The 26,111-nt window shown below is 69.6% G+C and carries 25 protein-coding genes and 1 pseudogene; 8 read left to right on the forward strand and 18 right to left on the reverse strand.

Annotation, left to right across the window (positions count from 1 at the left end; all coding sequences use genetic code 11):
* Positions 1–186 precede the first annotated feature (186 nt).
* On the forward strand, positions 187–1,482 hold the full coding sequence (locus ACZ3H8_RS24485) for a PTS transporter subunit EIIC (RefSeq protein WP_467405175.1): 1,296 nt from the start codon (positions 187–189) through the stop codon (positions 1,480–1,482).
* A 266-nt stretch (positions 1,483–1,748) separates the two neighbouring features.
* Positions 1,749–3,002 (forward strand): PTS transporter subunit EIIC, encoded by a 1,254-nt coding sequence (locus tag ACZ3H8_RS24490; protein ID WP_467405176.1) that lies wholly within the window; start codon positions 1,749–1,751, stop codon positions 3,000–3,002.
* 109 nt (positions 3,003–3,111) lie between these two features.
* Here the strand turns inward: ACZ3H8_RS24490 and ACZ3H8_RS24495 are convergent, their stop codons facing one another.
* Entirely contained in the window at positions 3,112–3,864 is a 753-nt protein-coding gene (locus tag ACZ3H8_RS24495) for an MBL fold metallo-hydrolase (RefSeq protein ID WP_467405179.1), read from the reverse strand.
* 178 nt (positions 3,865–4,042) lie between these two features.
* Here ACZ3H8_RS24495 and ACZ3H8_RS24500 point away from each other — a divergent pair, with 178 nt between their 5' ends.
* Positions 4,043–4,507 carry a type II toxin-antitoxin system PemK/MazF family toxin gene (locus tag ACZ3H8_RS24500; RefSeq protein WP_467405180.1) on the forward strand — a complete coding sequence of 155 codons (465 nt, stop codon included), beginning with the start codon at positions 4,043–4,045 and terminating at the stop codon, positions 4,505–4,507.
* 88 nt (positions 4,508–4,595) lie between these two features.
* Here ACZ3H8_RS24500 and ACZ3H8_RS24505 read toward each other — a convergent pair whose 3' ends face one another.
* From ACZ3H8_RS24505 to clpS, 7 genes are all read right to left on the reverse strand, one after another.
* The gene (locus ACZ3H8_RS24505) at positions 4,596–5,546 is read right to left on the reverse strand and encodes a PLP-dependent cysteine synthase family protein (RefSeq protein ID WP_307663153.1); all 951 of its coding nucleotides are present in this window, start codon (positions 5,544–5,546) and stop codon (positions 4,596–4,598) included.
* Positions 5,546–5,824 carry a MoaD/ThiS family protein gene (locus ACZ3H8_RS24510; RefSeq protein ID WP_356226465.1) on the reverse strand — a complete coding sequence of 93 codons (279 nt, stop codon included), beginning with the start codon at positions 5,822–5,824 and terminating at the stop codon, positions 5,546–5,548. The genes ACZ3H8_RS24505 and ACZ3H8_RS24510 overlap by 1 nt, the downstream gene beginning before the upstream one ends.
* Before the next feature lie 132 nt (positions 5,825–5,956).
* Positions 5,957–6,073 carry a putative leader peptide gene (locus tag ACZ3H8_RS24515; protein ID WP_467405184.1) on the reverse strand — a complete coding sequence of 39 codons (117 nt, stop codon included), beginning with the start codon at positions 6,071–6,073 and terminating at the stop codon, positions 5,957–5,959.
* Positions 6,074–6,183: 110 nt separating this feature from the next.
* Complete coding sequence (locus tag ACZ3H8_RS24520; RefSeq protein ID WP_467405186.1) at positions 6,184–6,606, reverse strand: M67 family metallopeptidase; 423 nt, start codon at positions 6,604–6,606, stop codon at positions 6,184–6,186.
* 81 nt (positions 6,607–6,687) lie between these two features.
* Positions 6,688–8,154, reverse strand: a complete 1,467-nt coding sequence (locus tag ACZ3H8_RS24525) for an amino acid permease (RefSeq protein ID WP_467405189.1) — start codon at positions 8,152–8,154, stop codon at positions 6,688–6,690.
* 344 nt (positions 8,155–8,498) lie between these two features.
* Positions 8,499–9,092 (reverse strand): DUF2017 domain-containing protein, encoded by a 594-nt coding sequence (locus tag ACZ3H8_RS24530; RefSeq protein ID WP_467405191.1) that lies wholly within the window; start codon positions 9,090–9,092, stop codon positions 8,499–8,501.
* Positions 9,092–9,406, reverse strand: a complete 315-nt coding sequence (gene clpS, locus ACZ3H8_RS24535; RefSeq protein ID WP_307663148.1) for an ATP-dependent Clp protease adapter ClpS — start codon at positions 9,404–9,406, stop codon at positions 9,092–9,094. Before clpS ends, ACZ3H8_RS24530 begins: the two co-directional genes overlap by 1 nt.
* A gap of 80 nt (positions 9,407–9,486) precedes the next feature.
* Here clpS and ACZ3H8_RS24540 point away from each other — a divergent pair, with 80 nt between their 5' ends.
* Positions 9,487–10,815: a nicotinate phosphoribosyltransferase gene (locus ACZ3H8_RS24540; RefSeq protein WP_467405194.1), complete on the forward strand. Its 1,329-nt coding sequence runs from the start codon at positions 9,487–9,489 to the stop codon at positions 10,813–10,815.
* Positions 10,816–10,936: 121 nt separating this feature from the next.
* Positions 10,937–11,521 carry an isochorismatase family protein gene (locus ACZ3H8_RS24545; protein WP_467405196.1) on the forward strand — a complete coding sequence of 195 codons (585 nt, stop codon included), beginning with the start codon at positions 10,937–10,939 and terminating at the stop codon, positions 11,519–11,521.
* A 303-nt stretch (positions 11,522–11,824) separates the two neighbouring features.
* On the opposite strand, the pseudogene ACZ3H8_RS24550 reads toward ACZ3H8_RS24545, so the two are convergent.
* Together ACZ3H8_RS24550 and ACZ3H8_RS24555 are read right to left on the reverse strand one after the other, a co-directional pair.
* Positions 11,825–12,127, reverse strand: a pseudogene (locus tag ACZ3H8_RS24550) (hypothetical protein); the annotation flags it as partial.
* A gap of 123 nt (positions 12,128–12,250) precedes the next feature.
* Complete coding sequence (locus tag ACZ3H8_RS24555; protein WP_467405198.1) at positions 12,251–14,668, reverse strand: immune inhibitor A domain-containing protein; 2,418 nt, start codon at positions 14,666–14,668, stop codon at positions 12,251–12,253.
* Positions 14,669–15,039: 371 nt separating this feature from the next.
* On the opposite strand from ACZ3H8_RS24555, the gene ACZ3H8_RS24560 reads away from it, so the two are divergent.
* A complete protein-coding gene (locus ACZ3H8_RS24560) occupies positions 15,040–15,387 on the forward strand; it encodes a hypothetical protein (protein WP_467405200.1) in 348 nt (115 codons plus the stop codon).
* On the opposite strand, the gene ACZ3H8_RS24565 is transcribed toward ACZ3H8_RS24560, so the two are convergent.
* Both ACZ3H8_RS24565 and ACZ3H8_RS24570 read right to left on the reverse strand, forming a co-directional pair.
* Positions 15,373–16,101: an RDD family protein gene (locus ACZ3H8_RS24565; RefSeq protein ID WP_467405202.1), complete on the reverse strand. Its 729-nt coding sequence runs from the start codon at positions 16,099–16,101 to the stop codon at positions 15,373–15,375. The genes ACZ3H8_RS24560 and ACZ3H8_RS24565 overlap by 15 nt on opposite strands.
* A gap of 64 nt (positions 16,102–16,165) precedes the next feature.
* Entirely contained in the window at positions 16,166–17,722 is a 1,557-nt protein-coding gene (locus tag ACZ3H8_RS24570; protein ID WP_467405204.1) for an RDD family protein, read from the reverse strand.
* Positions 17,723–17,941: 219 nt separating this feature from the next.
* On the opposite strand from ACZ3H8_RS24570, the gene ACZ3H8_RS24575 reads away from it, so the two are divergent.
* A complete protein-coding gene (locus ACZ3H8_RS24575; protein ID WP_467405206.1) occupies positions 17,942–18,421 on the forward strand; it encodes an SsgA family sporulation/cell division regulator in 480 nt (159 codons plus the stop codon).
* Positions 18,422–18,424: 3 nt separating this feature from the next.
* Here the strand turns inward: ACZ3H8_RS24575 and ACZ3H8_RS24580 are convergent, their stop codons facing one another.
* Together ACZ3H8_RS24580 and ACZ3H8_RS24585 are read right to left on the reverse strand one after the other, a co-directional pair.
* Entirely contained in the window at positions 18,425–18,805 is a 381-nt protein-coding gene (locus ACZ3H8_RS24580; protein WP_398989844.1) for a VOC family protein, read from the reverse strand.
* A gap of 98 nt (positions 18,806–18,903) precedes the next feature.
* Positions 18,904–20,271 (reverse strand): FAD-binding oxidoreductase, encoded by a 1,368-nt coding sequence (locus ACZ3H8_RS24585; RefSeq protein WP_467405209.1) that lies wholly within the window; start codon positions 20,269–20,271, stop codon positions 18,904–18,906.
* A gap of 109 nt (positions 20,272–20,380) precedes the next feature.
* Between ACZ3H8_RS24585 and ACZ3H8_RS24590 the strand changes: the two genes are divergently transcribed.
* A complete protein-coding gene (locus ACZ3H8_RS24590; protein WP_467405211.1) occupies positions 20,381–22,084 on the forward strand; it encodes a tetratricopeptide repeat protein in 1,704 nt (567 codons plus the stop codon).
* Positions 22,085–22,141: 57 nt separating this feature from the next.
* Here ACZ3H8_RS24590 and ACZ3H8_RS24595 read toward each other — a convergent pair whose 3' ends face one another.
* The 4 genes from ACZ3H8_RS24595 to ACZ3H8_RS24610 all read right to left on the reverse strand — a co-directional run bounded on the left by ACZ3H8_RS24595 (position 22,142) and on the right by ACZ3H8_RS24610 (position 26,063).
* Positions 22,142–22,735, reverse strand: coding sequence for a class F sortase (locus ACZ3H8_RS24595; protein ID WP_467405214.1), 594 nt, complete (start codon positions 22,733–22,735; stop codon positions 22,142–22,144).
* A gap of 118 nt (positions 22,736–22,853) precedes the next feature.
* Complete coding sequence (locus ACZ3H8_RS24600; protein WP_467405216.1) at positions 22,854–23,273, reverse strand: hypothetical protein; 420 nt, start codon at positions 23,271–23,273, stop codon at positions 22,854–22,856.
* A gap of 170 nt (positions 23,274–23,443) precedes the next feature.
* Positions 23,444–25,369 carry a sensor histidine kinase gene (locus ACZ3H8_RS24605; protein WP_467405218.1) on the reverse strand — a complete coding sequence of 642 codons (1,926 nt, stop codon included), beginning with the start codon at positions 25,367–25,369 and terminating at the stop codon, positions 23,444–23,446.
* Positions 25,356–26,063: a response regulator transcription factor gene (locus ACZ3H8_RS24610; RefSeq protein WP_467405467.1), complete on the reverse strand. Its 708-nt coding sequence runs from the start codon at positions 26,061–26,063 to the stop codon at positions 25,356–25,358. Before ACZ3H8_RS24610 ends, ACZ3H8_RS24605 begins: the two co-directional genes overlap by 14 nt.
* Positions 26,064–26,111 lie beyond the last annotated feature (48 nt).

Here is a 26,111-nt window from a genome sequence, read left to right on the forward strand (position 1 = left end):
CTACATCGGTCCGCTTTGTCACGGTAACGCACGGTTGGCCCATCTTCACGGGCGAGTAACCATCTCGTACCGAATGATGACGATCACGGGAACCCTCTCCCGCGACTGGTCCCCGGGACCGTACCGCGACTGGTCTACACCAGTCTGCAACACCTGCCAAACCAGGCACCTTCCGGGAGGACGCCGATGAGTTCGGAAAGTGCTGCCGCGCCGAAGCACAAGCGGTGGACCGGTGCGTTCCAGGGGCTCCAGAAGATGGGCCGCAGCCTGCAGCTGCCGATCGCCGTCCTCCCCGCGGCCGGCATCCTCAACCGGCTCGGCCAGCCCGATGTCTTCGGCGCGGACGGACTGGGCTGGATCGACGTCGCCAAGGTAATGGCCGGCGCCGGCGGCGCGCTGCTGGACCCCAACATCGGTCTGCCACTGCTGTTCTGCGTCGGCATCGCGATCGGCATGGCCAAGAAGGCGGACGGCTCCACCGCGCTCGCGGCCGTCGCGGGCTTCCTCGTCTACTACGGCGTCCTGCACCAGTTCCCCAAGGACTGCGAGGGCGCGGCGAAGGCGGTGACCGTCGGCTGCCAGTCGGAGGGCGGCATGATCGTGCCGTACGCCTATCAGAACCCGGGCGTCTTCGGCGGCATCATCATGGGCCTGCTGGCCGCCTACTTCTGGCAGCGCTTCCACCGCACCAAGCTGGTGGACTGGCTCGGCTTCTTCAACGGCCGGCGGCTCGTCCCGATCATCATGTCCTTCGTCGCGATCGCCTTCGCGGCCCTGTGCCTGTGGATCTGGCCGCCGGTCGGCGACGCGCTGGAGAGCTTCAGCGACTGGCTGGCGGGCCTGGACGCGTGGGGTGCGGGCATCTTCGGTGTCGCGAACCGGGCGCTGCTCGTCATCGGCCTGCACCAGTTCCTGAACGTGCCCATCTGGTTCCAGTTCGGCAGCTACACCAAGCCGGACGGCACGGTCGTGCACGGCGACATCAGCATGTTCCTGGCGGGCGACCCGAACGCGGGCCAGTTCACCACCGGCTTCTTCCCGATCATGATGTTCGCTCTGCCGGCGGCGGCGCTGGCGATCACGCACTGCGCCAAGCCGCACCGCCGCAAGGAGATCGGCGGCCTGATGCTGTCGGTCGCGCTGACGTCCTTCGTCACGGGCATCACCGAGCCGATCGAGTACTCGTTCCTCTTCGTCGCGCCGCTGCTGTACGTGATCCACGCGCTGCTCACCGGTGTCTCGATGGCGCTGAGCTGGGGCCTCGGGGCCAAGGACGGCTTCAGCTTCTCGGCGGGTCTGATCGACTACGTCATCAACTGGGGCCTGGCGACCAAGCCCTGGCTGCTCATTCCGATCGGTCTGGGCTTCGCGGTGGTGTACTACGCGATCTTCCGGTTCGCGATCACCAAGTTCAATATCCCGACGCCGGGGCGTGAACCGGAAGAAGTCGAGGGCGAACTGGAGCGGGACGTCATCAAGTAGGGCAGTGGTTCCTGAGCCCTGCGGCCCCCGACGTAATGCCTCATAAGGCCCCACGGACCTGTGGTCCGGGGGCCTTATGTCGCGCATTTCGCGCTATGGCCCAGGCCACAGAAATCGAAGGTTCCTTATCTCGCCCTCACCGTGCTAAAACTGGTCTACACCACTGAGTGGTGTAGACCACGTGGCGCTTCGCCGCGTTCCCCTTGAGATGCCGCCCTCCCCCGTGTATTGCCCCCTGGCGGCGCCTTGCCCACTGGAGGAAGTTGATGAGTACGGCTACCGCTACGGCGGCGTCGCCCACCAAGAAGTGGGGATCGGGTCTGTTCCAGGGCCTGCAGAAGGTCGGCAGAAGCCTGCAGCTGCCGATCGCCGTCCTGCCGGCGGCAGGCATCCTGCTGCGTCTGGGCCAGGACGACGTGTTCGGCAAGGACGGCCTGGGCTGGAACAAGGTCGCCGCGGTCTTCGCCACGGCCGGTGACGCGGTCTTCGCCAACCTGCCGCTGCTGTTCTGTATCGGCATCGCGATCGGCTTCGCCAAGAAGGCCGACGGCTCCACCGCGCTCGCCGCGCTGGTCGGATTCCTGGTGTACAAGAACGTCCTCACTGCGTTCCCCATCGCCGAGGCCAAGGTCCAGGCCGGCGCCGACATACCCGCGACCTACAACGACCCGAAGGTCTTCGGCGGCATCATCATGGGCCTGCTCGCTGCCGTCATCTGGCAGCGGTACCACCGCAAGAAGCTCGTCGACTGGCTCGGCTTCTTCAACGGCCGCCGACTCGTGCCGATCATCATGGCCTTCGTCGGCACGGCCATGGGCGTGCTGTTCGGCCTCGTCTGGGAGCCCGTCGGCAACGTCATCACCGACTTCGGCCAGTGGATGACCGGTCTCGGCGCCGTCGGCGCCGGCATCTTCGGCGTCATCAACCGGGCGCTGCTGCCCATCGGTATGCACCAGTTCGTGAACACCGTGGCCTGGCAGGAGATCGGCTCCTTCAAGGACTCCGCGGGCCAGATGTGGCACGGTGACCTGCCGCGCTTCTTCCACGGCGACCCCACCGCCGGTCAGTTCATGTCGGGCTTCTTCCCAATCATGATGTTCGCCCTCCCGGCCGCCGCGCTCGCCATCGCGCACACGGCTCGCCCCGAGCGCCGCAAGGCCGTGATGGGCATGATGATGTCGCTGGCGCTGACGTCCTTCGTCACGGGCATCACCGAGCCGATCGAGTTCGCGTTCATGTTCATCGCGCCGCTCCTGTACGCCATCCACGCGGTTCTGACCGCCGTCTCGATGGCTGTCACCTGGGCGCTCGGCGTGCATCACGGCTTCAGCTTCTCGGCCGGTGCGATCGACTACTTCCTGAACTGGGGACTCGCGACCAAGCCATGGATGATCATTCCGATCGGCCTGGCGTTCGCGGCGATCTACTACACGGTCTTCCGCTTCGCGATCATCAGGTTCAACCTCACCACCCCGGGCCGTGAGCCCGAGGAAGAGGTCGAGGACCTGACGAAGGCGTAGTCAAACGCCGAGGACGTCCGCTGAGGACCGAAGCCCATGCCTTCCGTACGGAAGGCATGGGCTTCGGCTTTCTTCGAGCTTCTTCGAGTTTCTTCGAGTTTCTTCGGGATCAGATCTCGTAGATCGCGCCCGCGGCAGCCAGTTCGGCAGGGCCGCCGTAGACCATGCGGGCATCCGCCAGATTCTGCTGCCCATTCGTCCACGGCGGGATGTGGGTGAGCACGAGCCGGCCGACGTTCGCGCGCTGGGCGTGGGCTCCGGCCTCACGGCCGTTGAGGTGGAGGTCGGGGATGTCCTCCTTGCCGTGCGTGAAGGACGCCTCGCAGAGGAACAGATCGGCGCCTTCGGCGAGTTCGTGCAGGGTCTCGCTGACCCCGGTGTCGCCGGAGTACGTCAGCGACTTGCCGGCGTGCTCCAGGCGGATGCCGTACGCCTCGACGGGGTGTCTCACCTTCTCCGTACGGACGGAGAACGGGCCGATGTGGAAGCTGCCCGCCTTCAGCGTGTGGAAGTCGAAAACCTCGCTCATGGAGCTGGCGGAGGGGGTGTCCGCGTACGCAGTGGTCAGGCGCTGCTCGGTGCCTTCCGGGCCGTAGACCGGCAGGGCGTCGCAGCGGCCGCCATCCTGGCGGTAGTAGCGGGCCACGAAATACCCGCACATGTCGATGCAGTGATCCGCGTGAAGGTGACTGAGGAAGATCGCATCGAGGTCGTAGAGACCGATGTGGCGCTGCAACTCGCCAAGGGCGCCGTTGCCCATGTCGAGAAGCAGCCGGAAGCCGTCGGCCTCGACGAGGTAGCTCGAGCAGGCCGATTCCGCGGACGGAAACGACCCCGAGCAGCCGACGACGGTGAGCTTCATGGAGCTTGAACCTCCGTTGACGGGGAGGGCTGGGAGAGGGTCGTGCGGTCTGTCGAGCGTAAGGCGCGAAAGGGCTGGTCGCTCCTCGGTGGCGGGGGGTTGTGGGGGAACTCACCTGCTCTGTCACCGGTTCGGACGGAGCGCGCGCGTGTGGCGGCGCGCCGGTACCGTCTGGGGTATGGACACGTCGTGGTGGCTCGCTGTGCTCGCCGTGGTGGTGATCGCGCTGGTCGCCACGGTGATGGACGGGCGCGGCCGGACCGCGTCCCGCCGCCCGGGCGGCCGCGCCCGCCCGCCGGGCCGCCCGACGGGCCCCCGGCGCGGCCCGAAGCGGCGCCCGCGGCCGGGCGAGATCTGGTGGGCGGAGGTCCCGTACGAGGACGGCCCCGGGTCGAAGGACAGGCCGTGCCTGGTGCTGTCGGTGCGGGGCGGGACGGCGCAGGTCGCGAAGATCACGAGCAAGTACCACGACGAGAGTCCGGGCGTGATCTCACTGCCACCGGGGACGGTGGGGGATGCGCGGGGACGGGCGAGTTTTCTGGAGACGGACGAGCTGCGGGATGTGGGGGTGTGGGAGTTCCGCCGAAGGGTGGGGGTGGTGGACCCGACGGTGTGGGACCAGGTGCGGCATCTGTCGGCGTGACCCGCGGGTACGTGGGGGCTCGCGCCCTCACTGACCCGCGGGTACGTGGGGCTCGCGCCCCCACACCCTCGCAGCGTCGCCGGCGCTCCTACGCCCAGAGCTGGCCCTGCAGCGCTTCGATCGCCGCCTCTGTCGTCGGGGCCGTGTAGACGCCCGTCGACAGGTATTTCCAGCCGCCGTCCGCGACCACGAAGACGATGTCCGCCTGTTCGCCCGCCTTCATCGCTTTCTTGCCGACGCCGATCGCCGCGTGCAGCGCCGCCCCCGTGGAGACGCCCGCGAAGATGCCTTCCTGCTGGAGGAGTTCGCGGGTGCGGGTGACCGCGTCCGCCGAGCCCACCGAGAAGCGGGTCGTCAGGACCGACGCGTCGTACAGCTCGGGGACGAAGCCCTCGTCCAGGTTCCTGAGGCCGTAGACCAGGTCGTCGTAGCGCGGCTCCGCGGCGACGATGCGGATGCCCGGGACGTGTTCGCGCAGGTAGCGGCCCACTCCCATCAGCGTGCCGGTGGTGCCCAGGCCCGCCACGAAGTGGGTGATGGAGGGGAGGTCCGCCAGGATCTCCGGGCCCGTCGTGGCGTAGTGCGCGCCCGCGTTGTCCGGGTTGCCGTACTGGTAGAGCATCACCCAGGAAGGGTTCTCGGCCGACAGCTCCTTGGCGACCCGTACCGCCGTGTTGGAGCCGCCCGCCGCGGGCGACGGGATGATTTCCGCGCCCCACATCGCCAGCAGCTGACGGCGCTCCTCGCTCGTGTTCTCCGGCATCACGCACACGATCCGGTAGCCCTTGAGCTTCGCCGCCATCGCCAGCGAGATGCCGGTGTTGCCGGACGTCGGCTCCAGGATCGTGCAGCCCGGCGTCAGGCGGCCGTCCTTCTCCGCCTGTTCGATCATGTGGAGCGCCGGGCGGTCCTTGATCGAGCCGGTCGGGTTGCGGTCCTCCAGCTTCGCCCAGATGCGGACCTCGTCCGACGGGGACAGCCGCGGCAGGCGGACCAGCGGGGTGTTGCCGACCGCCGCGAGCGGGGAGTCGTAACGCATCAGACCATGCCGCCGGCGACGGCCGGGAGGATCGTGACGCTGTCGCCGTCGGCGAGCTTGGTGGAGATGCCGTCCAGGAAGCGGACGTCCTCGTCGTTCAGATAGACGTTCACGAAGCGGCGCAGCTGGTCGCCGTCGACGATGCGCTCCCGGATGCCGTTGTGCCGGGTCTCGAGGTCGGCGAAGAGCTCGGCGAGAGTGTCCCCGCTCCCCTCGACGGCCTTCGCGCCGTCGGTGTACGTACGGAGGATGGTCGGGATGCGGACCTCAATGGCCATGACATGGGCTCCTGTTTCGGGAGTGTGGCGGGGGTGGCACAAGGGGCGCGCGGCTCTGGCCCCCGCGCGAGGGGGTGGTGCGGTGCAGTGCGCTCGGGCCGTGAGGCCGTGGTTCACAACCGGCCAGGACGGTCAGGACGCAGCGCGGCTCGTACACATCGCGCTGGCGAGACGGCACAGGTCGACGTGCAGCCGCGCCACGAGCAGCAGGGCGCTCGGCGTCTTGTCGCTCACGTCATGGGAAACCATGCGGTCATCGTAACGATTCCCCGCCCGGGTTCCGGAATGTGATCTCGCATGATGGACGAACTCTGCTCAGCATGCGGTACAGGGAAGGAGCCGCGGCGTGCAGGCCGCGCTCAGTATGCCTCTACGACCTTGATGTCTTCCTCGGTGACCTCGCCCTCCACGATGCGGAAGGAGCGGAACTGGAAGGAGCCCGCGTCATCGGTGTCGGCCGTGGAGACCAGGACATAGTGGGCGCCCGGCTCGTTGGCGTACGAAATGTCCGTACGGGACGGGTACGCCTCGGTCGCCGTGTGCGAGTGGTAGATGATCACCGGCTCTTCGTCGCGGTCGTCCAGCTCCCGGTAGAGCTTCAGCAGGTCCCCCGAGTCGAACTCGTAGAACGTGGGCGAGCGGGCGGCGTTCAGCATCGGGATGAAGCGCTCGGGGCGGCCGCTTCCCTCGGGGCCCGCGACCACGCCACAGGCCTCGTCGGGGTGGTCGGCGCGGGCGTGCGCCACGATCTGGTCGAACAGAGCCTGGGTGAGGGTCAGCATGAGCGACAGGATAAGCAGAAGGGCGGGCCCGTACCGAAGGGTGGTACGGACCGGCCCGGATGATGGACGTCGGCGCTGGGGTCAGCGCAGCGGTCGGCGCCGGGGTCCGCGCTGCGGTGAGCGCTTGGCGAAGGCCGCGCCCTCGGGGTTGCGCTTCTTGAGGACCAGGTACGAGACGCCGAGGAGCAGCGCCCACAGCGGCGCGCAGTACAGCGAGATCCGCGCGTCCTTGTCGATGCCCATCATCACGATGACCATGCAGATGAAGAGCAGAGCGAACCAGCTGGTGTACGGGGCGCCGGGCGCCTTGAAGGCCGACTGCGGCAGCTCACCGCGGTCCGCCTTGGCCCGGTAGCGGATCTGGCTGACCAGGATCATGATCCAGGCCCACATGCCGGAGATGGTCGCGAAGGAGACGACGTAGTTGAACGCCTCGCCCGGAGCCTTGTAGTTGATCCAGACGCCGACCAGCATCAGCGCGGCGGAGAAGGTCGTGCCGATCAGCGGCAGGCCGTTCTTCGTCAGCTTGGTGAAGGCCTTCGGGCCCTGCCCGTTGAGCGCCAGGTCCCGCAGCATGCGGCCGGTGGAGTACATACCGGAGTTGCAGGAGGAGAGTGCGGCCGTCAGCACGACGAAGTTGACGATCGCGGCACCGATGCCGAGGCCCATCTTCTCGAAGGCGGCGACGAACGGCGAGATGCCCGGCTGGAAGTGGGTCCAGGGCACCACCGACAGGATCATGATCAGCGCGCCGACATAGAAGACGGCGATACGCCACGGAACGGTGTTGATGGCCTTGGGGAGGGTCTTCTCCGGGTCCTTGGACTCGCCGGCGGTGACGCCGACCAGTTCGACCGCGAGGAAGGCGAACATCACGAGCTGCAGGGTCATCAGCGTGCCGCCGAGGCCCTTGGGGAAGAAGCCGCCGTCGGACCACAGGTGGGTGACGGACGCGGTGTCACCGGCATCGGAGAAGCCGATCGTGAGCACACCGGCGCAGATCAGGATCATGCCGATGATGGCCGTCACCTTGACCATCGAGAACCAGAACTCCAGCTCACCGAAGAGCTTCACGGAGATGAGGTTCGCGCCGTAGAGGATGACGGTGAAGACCAGCGCGGAGAGCCATTGCGGAATGTCCCACCAGTACGTCATGTACGTGGCGGCCGCAGTGACTTCGGTGATGCCGGTGACGACCCAGAAGAGCCAGTACGTCCATCCGGTGACGAAGCCCGCGAAGGGACCGACGAATTCACGCGCGTACTCGGCGAAGGATCCCGAGACGGGGCGGTACATGAGCAGCTCGCCCAGCGCCCGCATGATGAAGAAGATGACCAGGCCCGCAATGGCGTAGGCCAGGATGAGGCTGGGGCCGGCCTTGGAGATGCCCTTGCCCGCGCCGAGGAAGAGGCCGGTGCCGATGGCCCCGCCGATCGCGATCATCTGGATCTGACGAGCACCCAGTCCACGCTGGTAGCCCTCGTCCGCGCCTGCCGCGGACCCCGCGGCCTCATTGCCGTCGTGCTTGTCGACCTGCAGTGAGGTCATGGTGATGCGCCCTTTCTCCATGCTGGTCCGCGTCCGCTGCATCTGCCGCGGACTGCGGATCAGGTCCTGATCCCCCCGGAAATGGATGGAGTGCTACCGGCGATCAGCCGGCCCAAGCGCCCCTGGGGACATGGGTGGCGTCCCGCAGGCGGTCGTGAAGATTTATCACGCCGGCAACATTGATTCACCCAGGAGACGTGGCACACACCACATGAAGAAGAGGACAAACGCCCCCCGGACACCGCAATCCAAGGCGCGGTGATAACGGGATCGTTATCCGGATTTGAGTGTCCGTTGAGCGAACGCCTCATGGCGTCCGAATGGACATCTCAGGACATCAGGGGTCAGGACATCAGGGTCTCGACGAGCGTCTCCTGGAGCGCGCCGAGCCAGAGATACGCCATCACCATCGGCTTGCGCGGATCGGAGTCGGGCAGCCGGTACAGCTCGCCGTTCTCGTCCTCGTCGCTGACCTCCAGGCGGGTGCCGATGGTCAGCCGCAGGTCGTTGAGCGCGCCGAGCCAGTGCAGGCAGTCGTCGGCGGTCAGCTTCAGGACGGCACCGCCCTCGCCGGCCGAGGCCAGCGAGTCGAGGGTGCGGACGACCGCGAGCGCGTCGTCGCGCTTGCGGGAACGCAGGTCGTTCTCGGTGAAGCGCCTGAACTCCGAAGACGCGGCGAGCAGTTCCTCGTCCTCTATGTCGGCGCCGGGACCTGCGTACGCCTCCGGGAAGAGGCGGGCCAGCGCCGGGTCGGTCGGCGGCTCGCTCGGCCCCTCCGAGAACAGCGCGGCCAGCGGGTCCTCGCCCTCCACCGGCTCGTCGCCGGGCCCGATCAGCTCAAGCAGCTGTACGGCCAGCGAGCGCAGGATGGAGATCTCGACCTCGTCGAGCGCGACGGCGGCGCCGCCGCCGGGAATCGACTCGAAGTGCCCGGCCATCAGAAGCGGTCCTGGGACAGCGTCGCCCACAGCCCGTAACCGTGCATCGCCTGCACATCACGCTCCATCTCCTCGCGGCTGCCGCTGGAGACGATGGCGCGTCCCTTGTGATGGACGTCGAGCATCAGCTTGTGCGCCTTGTCCTTGGAGTAGCCGAAATAGGCCTGGAAGACATAGGTGACGTAGCTCATCAGGTTGACCGGGTCGTTGTGGACGAGCGTCACCCACGGCACGTCGGGCTCGGGCACGGCGAAGGTCTCCTCCGCCGACTCAGGGCGTTCGATCTCAGTGGGAGCAACACTCACCTGGTCCATGCTGCCACCCAAGGGGGCTCATCGCACAAACGACCCGCACATCTCGTCACTCTGACGAGATGTGCGATAGCATCCGGCGTATGAACCCTGCGGACCTTGGGCTGCCGGTGGACGTTCCGTCGACGGCGCTCTTCACCGACCAGTACGAGCTCACGATGCTCCAGGCGGCACTGAAGTCCGGCACCGCCGACCGCCGATCCGTCTTCGAGGTCTTCACCCGCAGGCTCCCCGAGGGCCGGCGGTACGGCGTCGTGGCGGGCACCGGCCGGGTGCTCGACGCCGTCGAGAACTTCCGCTTCGACGCGGGCGTGCTGGACTTTCTGAGGGAGCGGAAGATCGTCGACGAGCCGACGCTGCGGTGGCTCGCCTCGTGCCGCTTCAGCGGCGACATCTGGGGCTATCCGGAGGGCGAGGTCTACTTCCCGGGCTCGCCCATCCTGCGGGTCGAGGGCACCTTCGCCGAGTGCGTGCTGCTCGAGACCGTCGTCCTGTCGATCCTCAACCACGACTCGGCGATCGCGGCCGCGGCCTCCCGGATGTCGACGGCGGCGGGCGCGCGCGGGCTGATCGAGATGGGCGCACGGCGTACGCACGAGCTCGCCGCGGTCGCGTCGGCCCGCGCGGCGTACGTCGGCGGCTTCAATTCCACCTCCGACCTGGCGGCGGGTTTCCGCTACGCCATTCCGACGGTGGGCACCAGCGCGCACGCCTTCACCCTGCTGCACGACAGCGAGCGCGACGCCTTCCAGGCGCAGGTCGACTCGCTCGGGCGGGGCACGACGCTGCTGGTCGACACCTACGACGTGGCCGAGGCCGTCCGTACGGCGGTGGACATCGCCGGTCCCGAGCTCGGCGCCGTACGCATCGACTCCGGGGACCTGCTGCTGGTCGCCCACCGGGTGCGGCAGCAGCTGGACGAGCTCGGCGCGACGGGCACCAAGATCGTGGTCACCTCGGACCTGGACGAGTACGCCATCGCCTCGCTGGCCGCGGCGCCGGTGGACGCGTACGGCGTGGGAACACAGCTGGTCACCGGCAGCGGGCACCCGACCTGCTCGATGGTCTACAAGCTGGTCGCCAGGTCCGAGTCCGCCGACCCCGGGGCTCCGCTGCTGCCGGTCGCGAAGAAGTCGCTGGGCGGCAAGACCTCCATCGGCGGCCGCAAGTGGGCCGCGCGCCGGCTGGACGAGGACGGGGTCGCCGAGGCAGAGGTGATCTGCGTGGACACGGTGCCGTCGGACCTGGTGGACCGGCAGCTGCTGGTGGAACTGGTCAAGGGCGGCGAGGTCGTCGCCCGCGAGCCGCTGGACGCGGTGCGCGAGCGGCACATAGCGGCGCGGGCGGGGCTGCCGTTGTCGGCGATGCAACTGTCCAGGGGCGAGCCGGTCCTGCCCACGGAGTACGTATGACTTCAGTCCGCGTGAACGCCGCCCGTAGCCCTCTCCCGCAAGGCGGCGGGAGTCTCTAGGCTCAATACATCCGCTCGCGGGTGCAGGTCTCCCCGCCAACCCCCATCGAAGGACACCCGCCATGCACCGCGCCTTGATCGTCGTGGACGTTCAGAACGACTTCTGCGAGGGCGGCAGCCTCGCGGTGGCGGGGGGTGCCGAAGTCGCTGCCGCCATCACGGACCTGGTGGGCCAGGCCCAGCCGGGTTACCGCCATGTGGTCGCCACCCGCGACCACCACATCGAGCCGGGCGACCACTTCTCGGAGCACCCGGACTACGTCAGGTCGTGGCCGCCCCACTGCGTCGCCGGCACGGAGGGCGTGGGCTTCCACCCGAACTTCGCACCGGCGGTCGCGTCGGGCGCGATCGACGCGGTCTTCGACAAGGGCGCGTACGCGGCTGCGTACAGCGGCTTCGAGGGCACGGACGAGAACGGCACGACACTGGCGGCGTGGCTGCGGGCGCGTGAGGTCTCCGAAGTCGACGTGGTCGGCATCGCGACGGACCACTGCGTACGGGCGACGGCGCTGGACGCGGCGCGGGAGGGCTTCACGACGCATGTGCTGCTCGACCTGACGGCGGGGGTCGCGGAGGCGACGACAGAGAGGGCGCTGGAGGAGTTGCGGGCGGCGGGCGTGGAGCTGTCCGGCAAGCCGGTGGTCTGACCTGGGGGCTCCGCCCCCGGCCCCCCACGCCTCAAACTCCCCCAGACTTCGTCCGGGGGGACCCCCACGAGGCTGTTTTCGGGGCTTCGCCCCGGACCCCGCTCCTCAAACGCCGGAGAGGCTTGATCTCGCCCGGCGGACTTGAAGCTCTCGCGGGTCGGCCTGAACTTTCAGGCCGACCGGCGGAAATCAAGCCCGTCCGGCGATTGAGGACACTCCCCCTACGCCCGGAGGGCGTGGGGGGAATCCCAGCGGGCGTACCAGGGTCCGGGGGCTGGCCCCCAGTTCACGTCGGGTGCCCGCTGCCGGGCTGAACAACGCCCGTATCGGGTGCCACAGCTCCTCGTGGTCCTCCGGCGTCGCGCGCCACAGCAGGCCGTCCGGGTGGTGCAGCACGGCCGTGACCTCGTCCGGGGTCGGCGGTTCCGCGTTGCCCCGCAGATACACCGCCCGCAGGCCCAGATTCCGCAGTCGCGTCAGCGCCCTCGCGCGGTTCGCCGCGTGGACCAGAAAGCGGACCTGGCTGCCGTCGCCCACTGGGCTCGGCAGGCTGAGCGCGACCACCACGCTGCCGTTCGGCAGCTTGCAAAAACCTCCGCCGGGCATGCGAAACCACTCCCCCGTGAGATGGCATGTCAATAAGGACCTGGCAAGACGCACCTAAACACGATCGGCCGCCGCCCGCTAGAGGGCGACGGCCGATCATGCTCTGACCTGGTAAAACGCGAATTAATTGGTCGACGGGCCAACCTTGACCGTGATCGTTTGGCCGTTCCACGGCTCGCTCACGACCGAGATCTTGGTGTTGGTGTCAGTTACCTGAACGCCCGCCGTCGGGTTCTCGGCGAACCAGTAGACACCCTTGCGGTCGTCGAAGACCGGGTTGCCCGCCTGCGGCTTGATCCGGAGCCCCACATCCGCCTTGTGCAGCGTGAAGCCGTCGGTCGGCCGCAGGCTGAAGGGCGAGTCGAACGTCTGGATCTTGTTCCGCATCAGCGTGCCGTCCGCCCACTTGAGGGCCTTCGGGTGCGCGTCCACCGGGAGGACCAGGCCGCGGCCCGGGTGCTGGCTGGTGTTGTTGTCCTTCTGCGAGGTGTCCCAGAGCCAGATCATCAGGCCGTTCTGGTACGGGTAGTGCTCGACCCAGGAGTCCTTCGGCGCCTTGAAGCCGAAGTTGTACGGGCCGACCTTCAGCGTCTTGTCGTACGAGACGTACTGACGGTTCTCGGCCAGGTAGTACTGCTCGTACTCCTTGGTGAAGGACTCACCGATGCGCGAGAAGCCCTTCGAGGTCCAGCCCGCGTCGTCGCCCTCGGCGTTGTCGGTGAACAGCGCCGTGCCGTCCGCGACCACGCTCAGCGCGTCCGCCGCGAAGCCCTTGCCGCCCGCGCCGCCGTCCGTCTGGTAGCGGAAGCGGACGTCGACCTTCTTGCCCGCGTACGCGTCCAGCGAGTACGCCAGCTTCTTGTACGCGCCCGACGCACCGGTCAGCGCCGGCTTGTCACCCGCGTCCCGGCTGATCGGCTTGCCGTCCGCCGTGCCGTCCACCGGCGTCCAGTTGGCGCCGCCGTCCGTAGAGACCTCGGCGTACAGGTAGTCGTAGCCCTCCTCGATGTCCCACCAGCCCGAAAGCTCAAGGGACGCCTTGGACTTGCCGGTGAGGTCGACCGGGCGGGACAGGGTGTTCTTGAGGTCGTCACCCATGTCGCTCCACCACTGCTTGGAGCCCTCGGAGGGCTTCACGACAGTCGTGGTGACCGGCTTCTTCGGCAGCTCGACAACGAGCGCCTGCGGGTTCTTGGTGTTGTACTCCGCCACACCCAGCCTGTGCGCGGACTTCGTCCCCGCCTTGCCCTTGGTGTAGTTGAGCCAGCCCAACTGCAGCTTGTCCCAGGCGTTCATGTCGCCCGGCAAGTCGCCGATGGAGTCCTTGCCGGTGCCGAGCCAGGAGCCGGCCGACATCAGGGTCCAGAAGCCGGTCGAGTTCTCGCCCTTGCCCGAGGTGTCGTAGTGGTCGGGCAGACCGAGGTCGTGACCGTACTCGTGGGCGAAGACACCGAGGCCGCCGTTCTCGGGCTGCATGGTGTAGTCGCCGACCCATATTCCGGTGGAACCGATCTGGGTGCCGCCGGCCTTGTTGTTCGCCGGGCCGGTCCTGCCCGCGTCCGTGCCGTACGCGTACCAGCGGTGCGCCCACAGTGCGTTGGTGCCCTCGGCGCCGCCGCCCGCCGACTCGTCCTCGCCCGCGTGGACGATCTGGAAGTGGTCGATGTAGCCGTCGGTCTCGTTGAAGTTGCCGTCGTTGTCGAAGTCGTAGCGGTCCCACTGGTCGTACTTGGCCAGGTCCGCCTTGATCTGCGCGTCGGTACGGCCCTTGGCCTTCTGGTCGGCGGCCCAGGCGGTGACACCGTCCTTGACCGTGTCCCAGACGTTGGCGCAGTTGCTGTCGCCGCAGTAGTTGGAGCCGTAGCGGGCCTCGTTGTAGTCGACCTTGACCCAGTCGGAGACGCCGCCGTCGACCGAGTAACGGCCGGACGAGGTCTTCTCGTAGTAGGTCTTCAGGGACTCCTTCGGCTTGCCGTTCTTGTCCTTGCCGGTGCCGAAGTAGAGGTCCTGGAAGTGCTGCTGGTTGTAGTCCGCCTGCCAGGCCGTGGAGTTGTCGGTCTTACGGTCCGGCTTGGCGATCTTGTTGTGCAGCGGGCCCGGGGTGCCGCCGTACTTCTTGACGGGGGCCTCGGGTCCGTCGGGGCCGTCCGGGTCGAACATCGTGGTGTCGTCGACCTTGTCGCCGAACTCCACCAGGATCGTGAAGATTTTGTCCGTCTTCTCCCGGCCGAGCTCGACGTACTTCTTGTCGCCGAGCTTCACGACATTGGACGCGCCGCGCTTCTGCACGGTCGCGTCGCCGGCTATGACCTGTTCCAGCGCAGCCTCGCGCTGCTGCTCCTGCTGCTTGCTGAACGGGCCCTCCAGGTCGTGCTCGACCTGGCCCTTCTGCGGCGCCGGGTCATGGCGCTCGATGCCTGCCGGGCCCGACGACGGCTGGTTGTCGGCCTGCGCACTGCTGAACGCCGAGGCCGACGCGGTTGTCGCGGCCAGGGCCACGAGCACCGCGGACGCTCTGATCGTCCGTCGCTTGGTGGTCACTTGATGCTGTCCTCCCCCGCGGTCCGTCGCAACGGACCGGATGTGGGGTCGTCCGCGCGCGGTGTCGCGTCACAAGTGACGACATTCGACCGGAGTTACCGAAGAAAAGACAGTCCTTGACTTGAGCAGACCAACTGCACTATGCGCGAGCCCGGTTCCGGTATCCGGACGACGAGCAATCGAACAACGGGCGCATTGGATTGAACAGTTGGGCGAACGAATGACTCAGTGCGCCCCCCATGCACCGGCACCGTGTGTTAGGTCACGCTTACCGCCGGTTCCTCCCGGGCATCCACCGTCGTAGAGTCACTTGACTAGTGCGACCGCGTTGAGAGACACCCCCTGACCATGTCCCGAGGACGGATACCGTCATGCCGCGTCCGACTGCCGCACAGCTTGCCTACGGTTCGGCCACAGTCGTCTTCTCGACCCTCGCCCTGCTGCTGCTCACCCGTACCACCAACGGCATCGGTGTCGCCGCCATAGGCGTCGCATCGATGGCGCTCGGTCTGGTGGTCGCGGTCGCCCTGCCGATGGGCAGGACCGCACAGGGAGCGAGGACGGCGAAGGCGGCGCACACGGTCCGTACGAACCATGCCGCCGCCTCCGGCGTTTCCGCCTCGGCCGCCTCCGCCGACGGTCTCACCACCCGGGTGCCCGCATCCCGCGCGCACGTGGGCGCCGAGACAAGGGTTGGCGAGCCGTCACTGCGACGCTGACACCACGACCGTCTTGCCCGCCTTGTCGTGCAGACCCTGTCTGTACGGCTTGTCGGCCAGGATCGTCACCATGATGACGAGCCACCAGATACAGAAGCAGCAGACCAGCGCGGGCACCCAGAGCACGATGGCGCGCATCAGCGAGGAGCTGGTGTCCGGCACGCTGCCGTCGTTGAGCATGGCGACCCGGATCTTCATCAGGCGCTTGCCGACGGTCTGCCCGTGCCCCTTGGTGGTCATCACGGTGTCGTAGCCGACGTACGCGACCAGGGAGACCAGCGACCAGATCCACTGCCTGCCGGTGTTCACCTGGTCGGTGATGTCGTCCCAGCTGTCGCCGGTGCCCGCCCCGACGTCCCAGCCTCCGAAGGCCAGAGAAATCAGGAAGAGCGGCACGAAGACGATCAGCGCGTCGATCACGCGGGCCAGGAACCGTCTGCCGAAGTCCGCGAGCGGCGGCATCCCGGCGAGCGGGTCCGCCGCGCCGCCGTACGCGCCTCCGTAGGGATCGCGCGGCGGGGGCTGGCCGCCTCCGCCGTCGTACGGACCGGAACCACCCGGTGGAGTGCCGTACGGTCCCCCTGGCGGCGGCGGTCCCCCCGGAGGCGGGGGCTCCTGAGGACCGCCCGCCGACGGCGGGGTGGGTTCCTGTGGCTTCTTGAAGAAGGGGTCGTCCTCGGGCGGCTGGCCGGGCGGCGGATGGTTGTTGCTCATGGGGGCAGTGCACCGCGCCCCGATGGCCCCCGCAACGGCTCGCACGCCGTTCGGGGGAACGCGGTCAGCCGGTCACGAAGGTGTGCGCCGCCTTGTCGTGCCAGCACTGCCGCCACGGGCGGTCGAACAGACACCACAGCACATTGAGCACCCCGAGGGCGATCACGCCGAGCACGCTGTAGACGAGCCAGCGGCGCAGCGCGGCTCCGAAGGACGGGGGCTCGTGGGACTCGATGTCCCAGACCGTGAGTCCGCAGAGCTTCTTGCCGAGGGTGCGGCCCCACTTCGCCGTCGGCAGCGCCTCGTACAGCACTCCGAGGACCAGCAGCGCGCCGAGGATGATGCCGAGGTGGCCCACGGTGGTGGAGTCGACCAGCCAGACGGTGACCGTCTCGCCCGACTGCTTCGCCGCCTCGATCTTGTCGTCGACGTGGGCGCGCGCCTGGGACAGGACGGGTACGGCGACGGCGCCTACGAGCGCTCCGAGCAGCACGGCGTCGATCAGCCGGGCGGCGAGCCGCTTGCCGAGCGAGGCGGGACGGGCCGCCGCCTGGGCCTGGGCGGCCTGCAGGAACGGGTCGTTGACCGGCGGCTTCCAGGGCACGACGGGCTGCTCGGCCTCGGCCACGGACGCGGGTCCGGGCTGGGCGAGCCGGTGGACCTGCTGCGCCCAGGATGCGGAGCCGCCGCCTGGGCCGTTGGTGACGGGCGCCTGGGCCTGCGCGGGCACCTGCGGCTGGGGCTGCGGCTGCACGGGCGCCTGGGGCTGCGGGCGGCGCTGGGCCGGGGCCTGCGGCTGGGACTGGGGCTGGGGCTGGGGCTGTGCGGGCGCGGTCGGGGCCGCGGACGCGGTGGGTGCCGCGGATGCGCCCGGGGTCATCGACCGGACGGACAACGGTCCATCGGCCTGCCCGGCGGACGCACCGCCGCCGGCGCGCAGCGCGCGGATGGCGACCGTCCCGTCGACGGGAGGCTGCGGCTGGGGGCGACGGGCGGACGGGTCGCCGGTGGGCGCTGCCGCCGCGGGGTCCGCGGTGCCCGAACTCCCGGCTGCGGGCGCGCCCTTGCCCGGGCGCAGGGCGCGGATCGCGACCGTACCGTCCACAGGGGGCTCGCCCCCGGCGGCCGGGCCCAGCGAGCGTACGCCGGGCAGGGCGCCGCCCGTCGGGTCCGCGGGCGCGCTCGACGAGGCGGGCCGGCGCGGGTCGGCGGGCGCGCCACCCCGGTCCGAGGTGCGCGGGTCCTGGCCGCCGCCCCACGCGACGCGGTTGTCGCGCTCGCCGCCGAAGCCGGTCTGGCGCGCGGCGTCGGCCTGCCAGGCGGTGGCCGGCTCCGGGCGTGACGGTGCGTCGTCCGGCTCCTCGTCGAAGAAGACCGGACCGGTCTCCTCCACCGATGCCGGGGCTGGGGCCTGGGGCTGGGCCGCAGGCCCGGCGTCGGCCGCGGTTGCCGCCGGGCCGGGCGCGGCAGGCATCGCCTCGCCCGTCTTGGGCGCGGGCCGACTGGTGCCGGGAACCCAGGCAGCACCGTTCCAGTACCGGACATATCCAGGAATGGATGGATCCGGGTAGTAGCCGGGCGTGGGGCTGCCGTCGCCGGTGGCCGGGGTGGGGGCGCTCATCACCGTGGTCCCGTATCTCCTCGAGAGCCTCAATTCAAGGCTCCACATCTATCAGACCCTTGCGCATCGCCGGGCGGGTCCTGCCGTAACGACCACTTTCCAGTCACCGAGCCATCACAGAAAGTTGTTGCCGAAAGGTGCGTCATAGCCGCGCAGGAGCGCGCTCTCTCCCTGCAAGGCCCGCTCACAAGGCCTCGTAGCGGAAGGAAGGGCACTGTCATGCACACCGTGGTGGAACGTGAGCTGGAGCTCCAACTGGTGCTGTCGCCCGAGCTCAGCATCCCCGTCCTGGCCCGGCTGACCTACCGCACGGACGACCCGTACGCCGTGCACATCGCCTTTCACATCGGCTCCGACAACCCCGTCAAGTGGGCCTTCGCCCGCGAGCTGCTGGTCAAGGGGGTGTTCAGGCCGTGCGGCCAGGGAGACGTCCGGATCTGGCCGACCAAGGTCGAGGACCACGGCGTGGTGCTGATGGCCCTGAGCTCCCCCGACGGCGACGCACTGCTCGAAGCGCCCGCCGCCGTGGTGTCCAACTGGCTGGAGCGGACCCTGCGGGTGGTTCCTCCGGGCTCCGAGTCCGAGCACCTCGACATCGACGACGGCCTCGCCAAACTGCTCGCGCCCACCGCGGCCGACGATCTGTGGCTGCCGAACGCCTGGCCTTCGGACGAGTCGTCGCAGAGTGACAGCCAGTAGCGGTCAGTCGGTGACGTACGTATGCGTGATGAATTCGATGGAGTGGCCGTCGGGGTCGTCGATGTACACCCCGCGGCCGCCGAAAAGGTGGTTGATCTGCTGCGGCTTGTCGTGTGTGGGGTCGGCCCAGTACGGCAGTTCACGGTCGGTGATCCGGCCGAAAATCTCGTCGAACTCGTCCTCCGAGACCAGGAAGGCCAGATGCTGGGAGGTTATGCGGCCCCGTTCGTCGAGATAGTCGAGAGTGACGCCGCCGTCCAGCGGCAGGCTGGCGAACGGGCCGAAGGGCTTGGGCTCCGGCTCCCCGATCAGCTCGGCGAGAAAGCGGGCGCCGGCGAACCGGTCGCGGCTGTGAACGATGGTGTGGTCAAGGCGTGCGGGCACGGCTCCTCCTCTGCGGTGTGAGGCGGTTTGACCTCTCCCTTCACGCTAGGCGCAGAGCGGTGTCCGGACCATCGGGCACGGGTCGTAGGGCTGCGGACTCAGAAGATTTTTCCCGGGTTGAGGATGCCGAGCGGGTCGAAGGTCTGCTTGATGCCGCGCTGCATCTCCACGCCCACCGGGCCCAGTTCGCGTGCCAGCCACTCCTTCTTCAGTACGCCGACGCCGTGTTCGCCGGTGATGGTGCCGCCGAGCTCCAGGCCGAGAGCCATGATCTCGTCGAAGGACTCGCGGGCGCGCCGGGATTCGTCCGCGTCGGTGTGGTCGAAGCAGACGACGGGGTGGGTGTTGCCGTCGCCCGCGTGCGCGCAGACGCCGATGGTGAGGTCGTACTTCTCGGCGATGGCGGCCGTGCCCTCGATCATCGCGCCGAGCTTCGAGCGCGGTACGCAGACATCGTCGATCATCGTGGCCGATTTGACGGTCTCCAGGGCGGTGAGCGACAACCTTCTGGCCTGGAGGAGGAGTTCGGACTCGGCGACGGTGTCGGCCGGGACGACCTCAGTGGCGCCCGCCGCGCTGCACAGCGCGCCGACGGCGGCCAGGTCGGCGGCGGGGTCCGGGGTGTCGAAGGCGGCGAGGAGGAGTGCCTCCGTGGAGTCGGGCAGGCCCATGTTCGCCATGGCGTTGACGGCGTGGACGGTCGTACGGTCCATGAGCTCGAGCAGCGAGGGGGTGTGACCGCGCTCCATGATCGCGCAAACGGCCTCGCAGGCGGCGGCAGCGGAGTCGAACTCGGCGGCGAGCACGAGCTGAGCGGGCGGCTGCGGGCGGAGCGCGAGGACGGCCTTGACAACGATGCCGAGGCTTCCTTCGGAACCGACGAAGAGGCGGGTCAGGTCGTAGCCGGCAACACCCTTGGCGGTGCGGCGGCCGGTGGTCATCAGGCGGCCGTCGGCGAGGACGACATCCAGGCCGAGTACGTACTCGGCGGTTACTCCGTACTTGACGCAGCACAGGCCGCCGGACGCGGTGCCGATGTTGCCGCCGATGGTGCACATCTCCCAGCTGGAGGGGTCCGGCGGGTAGTACAGGCCGTGTTCGCCCACCGCGCGGGACAGCACGGCGTTGACGACGCCGGGCTCGACGACCGCGATCCGGTCGACCGGGCTGATCTCCAGGATCCGGTCCATCTTCGTCAGGGACAGCACGATGCACCCGTCGGAGGCGTTGGCGCCGCCGGACAGGCCCGTGCGGGCGCCCTGCGGGACGACGGGGACGCGCAGCGCGGTCGCGGTGCGCATGACGTGCTGGACCTGCTCGACGGTGCGCGGCAGGACGACGACGGCGGGGGTGCCCGCCGCGCAGAAGCTCGCCATGTCGTTGGCGTACGAGACCGTGACGTCGGGGTCGGTGATCAGGGCTTCGGCAGGCAGACCGGTACGCAGCCGCTCGAGAAGATCGTCCATGGTGCAAGCCTCGCACCGGGGGGCCATCGGTGTGAACCCGTCGGCCTTCAGCCTCGCGGGGCGGGGTGTGTTCTTCGTATTGACTGCGCGCTGGCGCACAGTGAGCGCCATGAAGAGCGAACACGTGAAGAACGCCACGATCAGCACGCTGGTCGGGGCGACGCTGGTTGTCGGGGTGATCACGCTCGCGCCCGGGTGGGGCAACGCAGGACCGCGGCCCACGCCGGGCGCCGCCGGGCGGGCCATGGCGGCGGTGGGCGCGGGGGCACCTGCCAGCATGCTGGATCTGACCGCGCTGATCGAGGACCGGGAGCGATGGGTACGGGCGCACCCGCGGGACGAGGAGTCGTGGGCGGTGCTGGGGTCGGCGTATGTGGAGCGGGGCTCCCGGCTGGCGGAGCCGGCGTACTACACGCAGGCGGAGGAGGCGCTGCAGCGCTCGCTGGACGTGCTGCCGGGCGAAGAGGGGAACGTCGACGCGCTGGTGGGGCTCGCGTCGCTGGCCAACGCCCGGCACGACTTCGCCAAGGCGCGCACGCTGGGTGAAAGCGCGGCGGAGCAGAAGCCGAAGCGGTGGACGGCGTATCAGGTGCTGATCGACGCGTACAGCGGGCTCGGGGACTACAAGGCCGTGAACAAGGCGATGGACAAGCTCACGAAGCTGCACCCGGGCGCGCAGACGCTCGGCCGGATGGCCCAGGTCTACCGCGAGCGCGGCTGGCGCGAGGACGCGGCGGCGAAGGCGTACGACGCGGTGGGCAGTGCCGAGTCGCCCGCGGAGAAGGCGGTCGCGCTGCACCGGCTGGGCGACCTGGCATGGGAGCGGGGCGAGCCGGAGGAGGCGATCGGGGAGTACGACATGGCGCTGAAGCTGGCGCCGGACCACCATCCGTCGCTGGCGTCACGAGGGCGTGCGCTGGCGGCGCTGGGCCGTACGGATGAGGCTTTCCGCGACTACCAGTCGGCGCTCGACCGTGCCCAGCTGCCCGAATATGCCCTGGAGGCAGGCGAGTTGTACCAGTCGCTGGGGCTGGACGGGGATGCGTCGTCTCAGTACGAGAAGCTGCGGAAGAGGGGGGTGCGGGCGGGGATCGACGGGGTGAACGAGGAACTCGTGCTCGGCCTCTTCGAGGCGGACCACGGCGATCCGCAGACAGCGGTCCAACGCCTGCAGGCCGAGTGGGACCGGGGGCACCGGAGCATGTACGTGGCGGACGCGCTGGGCTGGGCGCTGTACCGCACGGGCAGGGCGACGGATGCGCTGCCCTACGCAAAGACGGCGACGGACCAGGGGCTGCGCAGCCCGCTCTTCGCGTACCACCGCGGCGAGATCGAACGCGCACTGGACCTGCCCGGCCCGGCCCGCCGCCACCTCGGCGAGGCGGTGCGGATCAACCCGTACTTCTCGCCCCTGCTGGCTCCGGCGGCGAGGGAGGCGCTGGACATGCTGGGGGAGCCGCCGCCGGGCGGCCCGGAGGACGTGCTGGGCTACGACCCCGAGGAGATGGAGATGGAGACGGAGACGGAGACGGAGGCGGGTCCGGACTCGGCTTCGGACTCGGCTTCGCCATCGCCATCCGCATCGGCATCGGCATCGGCATCGGGTGAAGGTGCGACTTCGGCGGACCAGGAGGCGTCGCCACCCTCGGACGGCAGGCCGTCGGACGCGGCTTCGGAGAACGAGGAGGCTTCGCCGCCGTCGGACGCGAGTCGCTCGGACGCAGCCCAGGTGACGCAGTCGTCGTCGCCGGAGCAGAGCGTGGAGACGGTGGAGCCTTCCGCGAGCCCGACGCCGTCGCAGGAGAGCGAGTGAGGGGCCCCGGCCCCAACCAGCCGGTCCGCGGCGGCAGTTTCGCGCCGCGGACCGGCGTCAGCGCAGGGTGGCGTAGACGATGAGGTTGTCCACCGGGTGGCCCTGGTCGTCGAAGTCCCCGGAGCAGGTGATGAGGCGCAGCGCGCGTTCGCCGGTCGCGCCGTAGACCTTCTCGGTCGGGAACGCGCTCTTGCTGACCGTCTCGGTGCCGGTGACCGTGAAGTGGGCCGTCGTCCCCCGAGTCGTCCGTACGGCGATGTCCGCTCCCTTGGTGATCTTCTTGAGGTCGTGGAAGACCGCCTTGCCGAAGCGGGTGTCGTTGTGGCCGATGATCACCGCGGCCCCGCGTTCGCCGGGGACGGCGCCGCCGGTGTACCAGCCCGCGGTCATGCCCTTGTCCGCCGGCGGGACCTGGACCGTGCCGTCCTTGGTGAGGCCGAGCCGCATCAGGGAACTCGCCACGCCTATCGACGGGATGGCCACCTGGGCAGGCTCGCCGGGGGCTGTGGAGGCGGACGCAGTACGTGAGGGGGCGCGGGAGGCCGAGTCGACCGCCGTCTCCACGGCGCCGGCCGAACAGCCCGCCGGCGCGATGCAGGCAAGCGCGACCAGCGCGCCGGTGCACCGCGCCCGGTGGTGCGTACGGGACATGAACTCTCCAGGGACGGGACGGCGAAGGGGGCGGCGAACGGGGACGAACGGAACGGCGCCGCCCGAGGGCGGCGCCGCTGCGGGTGTCAGCCGGCGCGGGTGTCAGCCGGCGCGGGTGTCAGCCGGCGCGATGAGCGGCCACGCGCCGGCGCACCACGACGGTGCCCGCGCCCGCGACCAGGGCGAGCGCGGCGGCCGATCCGGCGAGGGCGGCAGTGGTGCCGGACTCGTTCCCGGCCGGCTGCTCACCGGCGTTCACGCCGCCCCGGGGCGCGGCTGAGCGCCGCTTCGAGACCTGATCCGAGGCCGGTGCGGGGGTGCGCCTGTCCCCGGCGTCCACGCCGCCGCGCGGCGCGGCCGAAGGCCCGCGGTCCCGCGGGGCCGTGACGGTGTCGCCGCCCTTGGAGGGCGCCGGCGTCCGCTCGGTCGCCCGTGGCGAGGGCGTGGTGTCGGCGAAGGCCGTCGTGGACGGGACGATCAGCGCGCCGGCCACGGCGGTGGCGAGGGCGAGTGCACGCAGGGACAGACGGTGGGACATGGGACAGCTCCAATTCCAGCTCGGCCTTGGTGGTGATGGCGACAGGCTGGCGCGAAGTTATGAAGAAGCTGTCAGAACGCTGTGGTCATGGCATCAGCGTCGTCATCGCATCGGAGTCGTCACCGCGTCGGAGTCGTCACCGCGTCGGAGTCGTCACCGCGTCGGGGTCATCACCGCTCGGAGTCGTCACCGCTCGGAGTCGTCATCCCATTTCCCATCAGGGCCCCGTCAGGGCCCGCGGCCGGTATCCGCAGCGTGAAGACCGAGCCCTGCCCCTCCATGCTCTCCACGTGCGCCGTGCCGCCGTGCGCCTCCGCGAGTTTGCGGACGATCGCGAGCCCCAGACCGCTGCCGCCGGTGCGCCGGCTGCGTGATTTCTCGGCCCGCCAGAAGCGGTCGAAGACGTACGCAAGGTCCTCGGCCGGTATGCCACTGCCCGTGTCGGCGACGTCGACGACCACCTCGCAACCGGCCGCTGAGCCGTACGCGCGAAGGGTGACGCCGCCGCCGGGCGGGGTGTGGCGTACCGCGTTGGAGACCAGATTGCCGACGGCCTGCCGCAGCCGGACCGGATCGGCACTCAGCGCGGGTGCGGGGACCCGGCCCTCGAGCGGCCCCGTCTGCGCCGTCATCGTGACGCCCGCGGTCTCGGCGAGGTTCTGGTGGGCCGCGGCGACCTGTCCGAGGAGCTCCTCGATCCGGACCGGCTCGAGGTGCAGACGCAGCACGCCCGCGTCCGCCTGCGCCAGGTCCTGGAGGTCGCCGATGATGTGCTGCAACTGCATCGCCTCCTCCAGCAGGGAGGAGACGAAGGCGGGGTCCGGGTCGGCGAGGCCGTCCTGCGCCGCCTCCAGCCAGCCGCGGATATTGCTGAGCGGGGTGCGCAGTTCATGGGCGACATCGCTGACCATCGCCTTGCGCTGTTCTTCCAGGCGCGCCCGGTGCGCCGACATGTCGTTGAAGGCCGCGGCCAGCCGCCCGATCTCGTTGTCCGCGGTGACCGGGACCGGGGAGGACTCCTGGCCGTCCTTCATCCGCTGGGCCGCGCCGGTGAGCGCGTGCAGCGGCCGTACGAGCCGGGTGGCGGCGAGCACGGACGCGCCCACCGTGAGGGCCAGTACGAGCGCCGCCGCGCCCGCGATCCGGGCGGTGTTGGCCGGGGACAGGTCGAAGCCGGGCACGGTCGCGCTGTCGGCGTCGCCGATGAACAGCAGGGCGGGCGAGGCGACATGGGAGCTGAGCTGTTCGCGGCGCGCGGCCGAGACACAGGAGGCGACGGCCCGGTCGTTGTCACTGGGGCCGCGGACGGTCGGCGCGCTCGGCGCGGGATTCGTCGTCCAGGACAGGTCCGGATTCAGCTGTACGTGCGCGAGTTCCTGGCGGTCCAGGCAGGCGTTCGCCAGCTGATTGAGGGCGGTGAGCGCCTTCTTCTCGGTGGCGGTCGGCGCGTCCAGGGCGTCGGTCACGCACCTGGTGCCCTCGATGCGCCCGACGCCGTTGCCCACGATCTGGATGCGCGGACGTCCGCTGGGGCTTACGACGACGTCCGAGGCGATGCCGTACTGGCGCAGGCACTCCACGCCGCGGTCCGCGCTCTCGCGCAGCCGGTCCCGCTCCGCCACCGGCAGCCGGAACGGACCGACGGCGCGCGGGTCGATGCGGTCCGCCGTGGTACCGGAACTCTGCTGACCCGCCGACGCGAGAGCGGTGTCCGCGGAGAGCGGGTCGACGATCGCCGAGGCCTGGGGCGGCAGCGCGGGCGGCGAAGCCTGGGTGGCGGAGTCGGCGAGGAGCTGCCGTTTCGGGGTGGTCAGAGCGATCCGCCGGCCGGTCTGCCTCGCCAGGTCGCGTACGGTCCCATCGACCCCGTCCCATCGCAGGTGGGTCGCCGCATGGCCGAGCAGGGTCTGGTAGATCCGGGCGTCGTCGGCGAGGTTCTGCCCTTGCTCCTGTTTGATCGCGCCGGAGGTGGTCTGCACGGCCAGCCAGGCGGTGGCGGCCACCGAGCAGGCGGCGACCAGCGCGGACACGGCCAGCAGCCGGCCGAGCAGGCTCTTGCGCAGCGGCAGCCGCTTGCCCTGCCTACGACGAGGCACGGGTCGTGCTCCTCGCGGGGTCGGTCAGTTTGTAGCCGACGCCGAAGACCGTGAGCAGCCGGGCCGGGCTCCGCGGGGCCTGCTCGATCTTCTTCCGCAGGTTCATGATGTGTACGTCGACGGTGCGGTTGCTGATATAGCGGTCGAAGCCGTGCAACTCCTCCAGTAGCCGCTGCCGGGTGAAGACCCGGTCCGGCTCGGCGGCCATCGCTGCGAGGATGCGGAACTCACCGGGCGTGCAGTCGATATGGCCGCCGTCGACGGTCACCTCGTGCCGGTCCGGGTCGACGACGAGCGTGCCCACCGACAGCGCGGCGGCGGCCGGGCCCACGCCGCCGGAGAGGCGGGTGCGGCGCAGCAGCGTGCGGACCCGGGCCATCAACTCCCGTGGGCTGTACGGCTTGGTCATGTAGTCGTCCGCGCCGAGGTCCAGGCCCAGCAGCAGATCGTCCTCCGTGCTGCGGGCCGTCAGCATCAGCACCGGCAGCTCGCGGGCCTCGGCCCGCAGCACGCGCAGCACATCCAGGCCGTCGGCCCGCGGCATCATCACATCGAGGACCAGCAGGTCGGGGGCTTTGTGCCGGACGGATTCGATGGCGGCGCGGCCGTCCCGTACGAGCGTGACGGCATGGCCCTCCCGTTCCAGATAACGGCGGACCAGTTCGGCCTGCTTCTCGTCGTCCTCCGCGACCATGACGTATGCGCACACGCCGCCGATCGTAAGCAGTTCAGCGGCCCCACG

It is taken from the genome of Streptomyces sp. NPDC002868 (genome assembly GCF_055563295.1).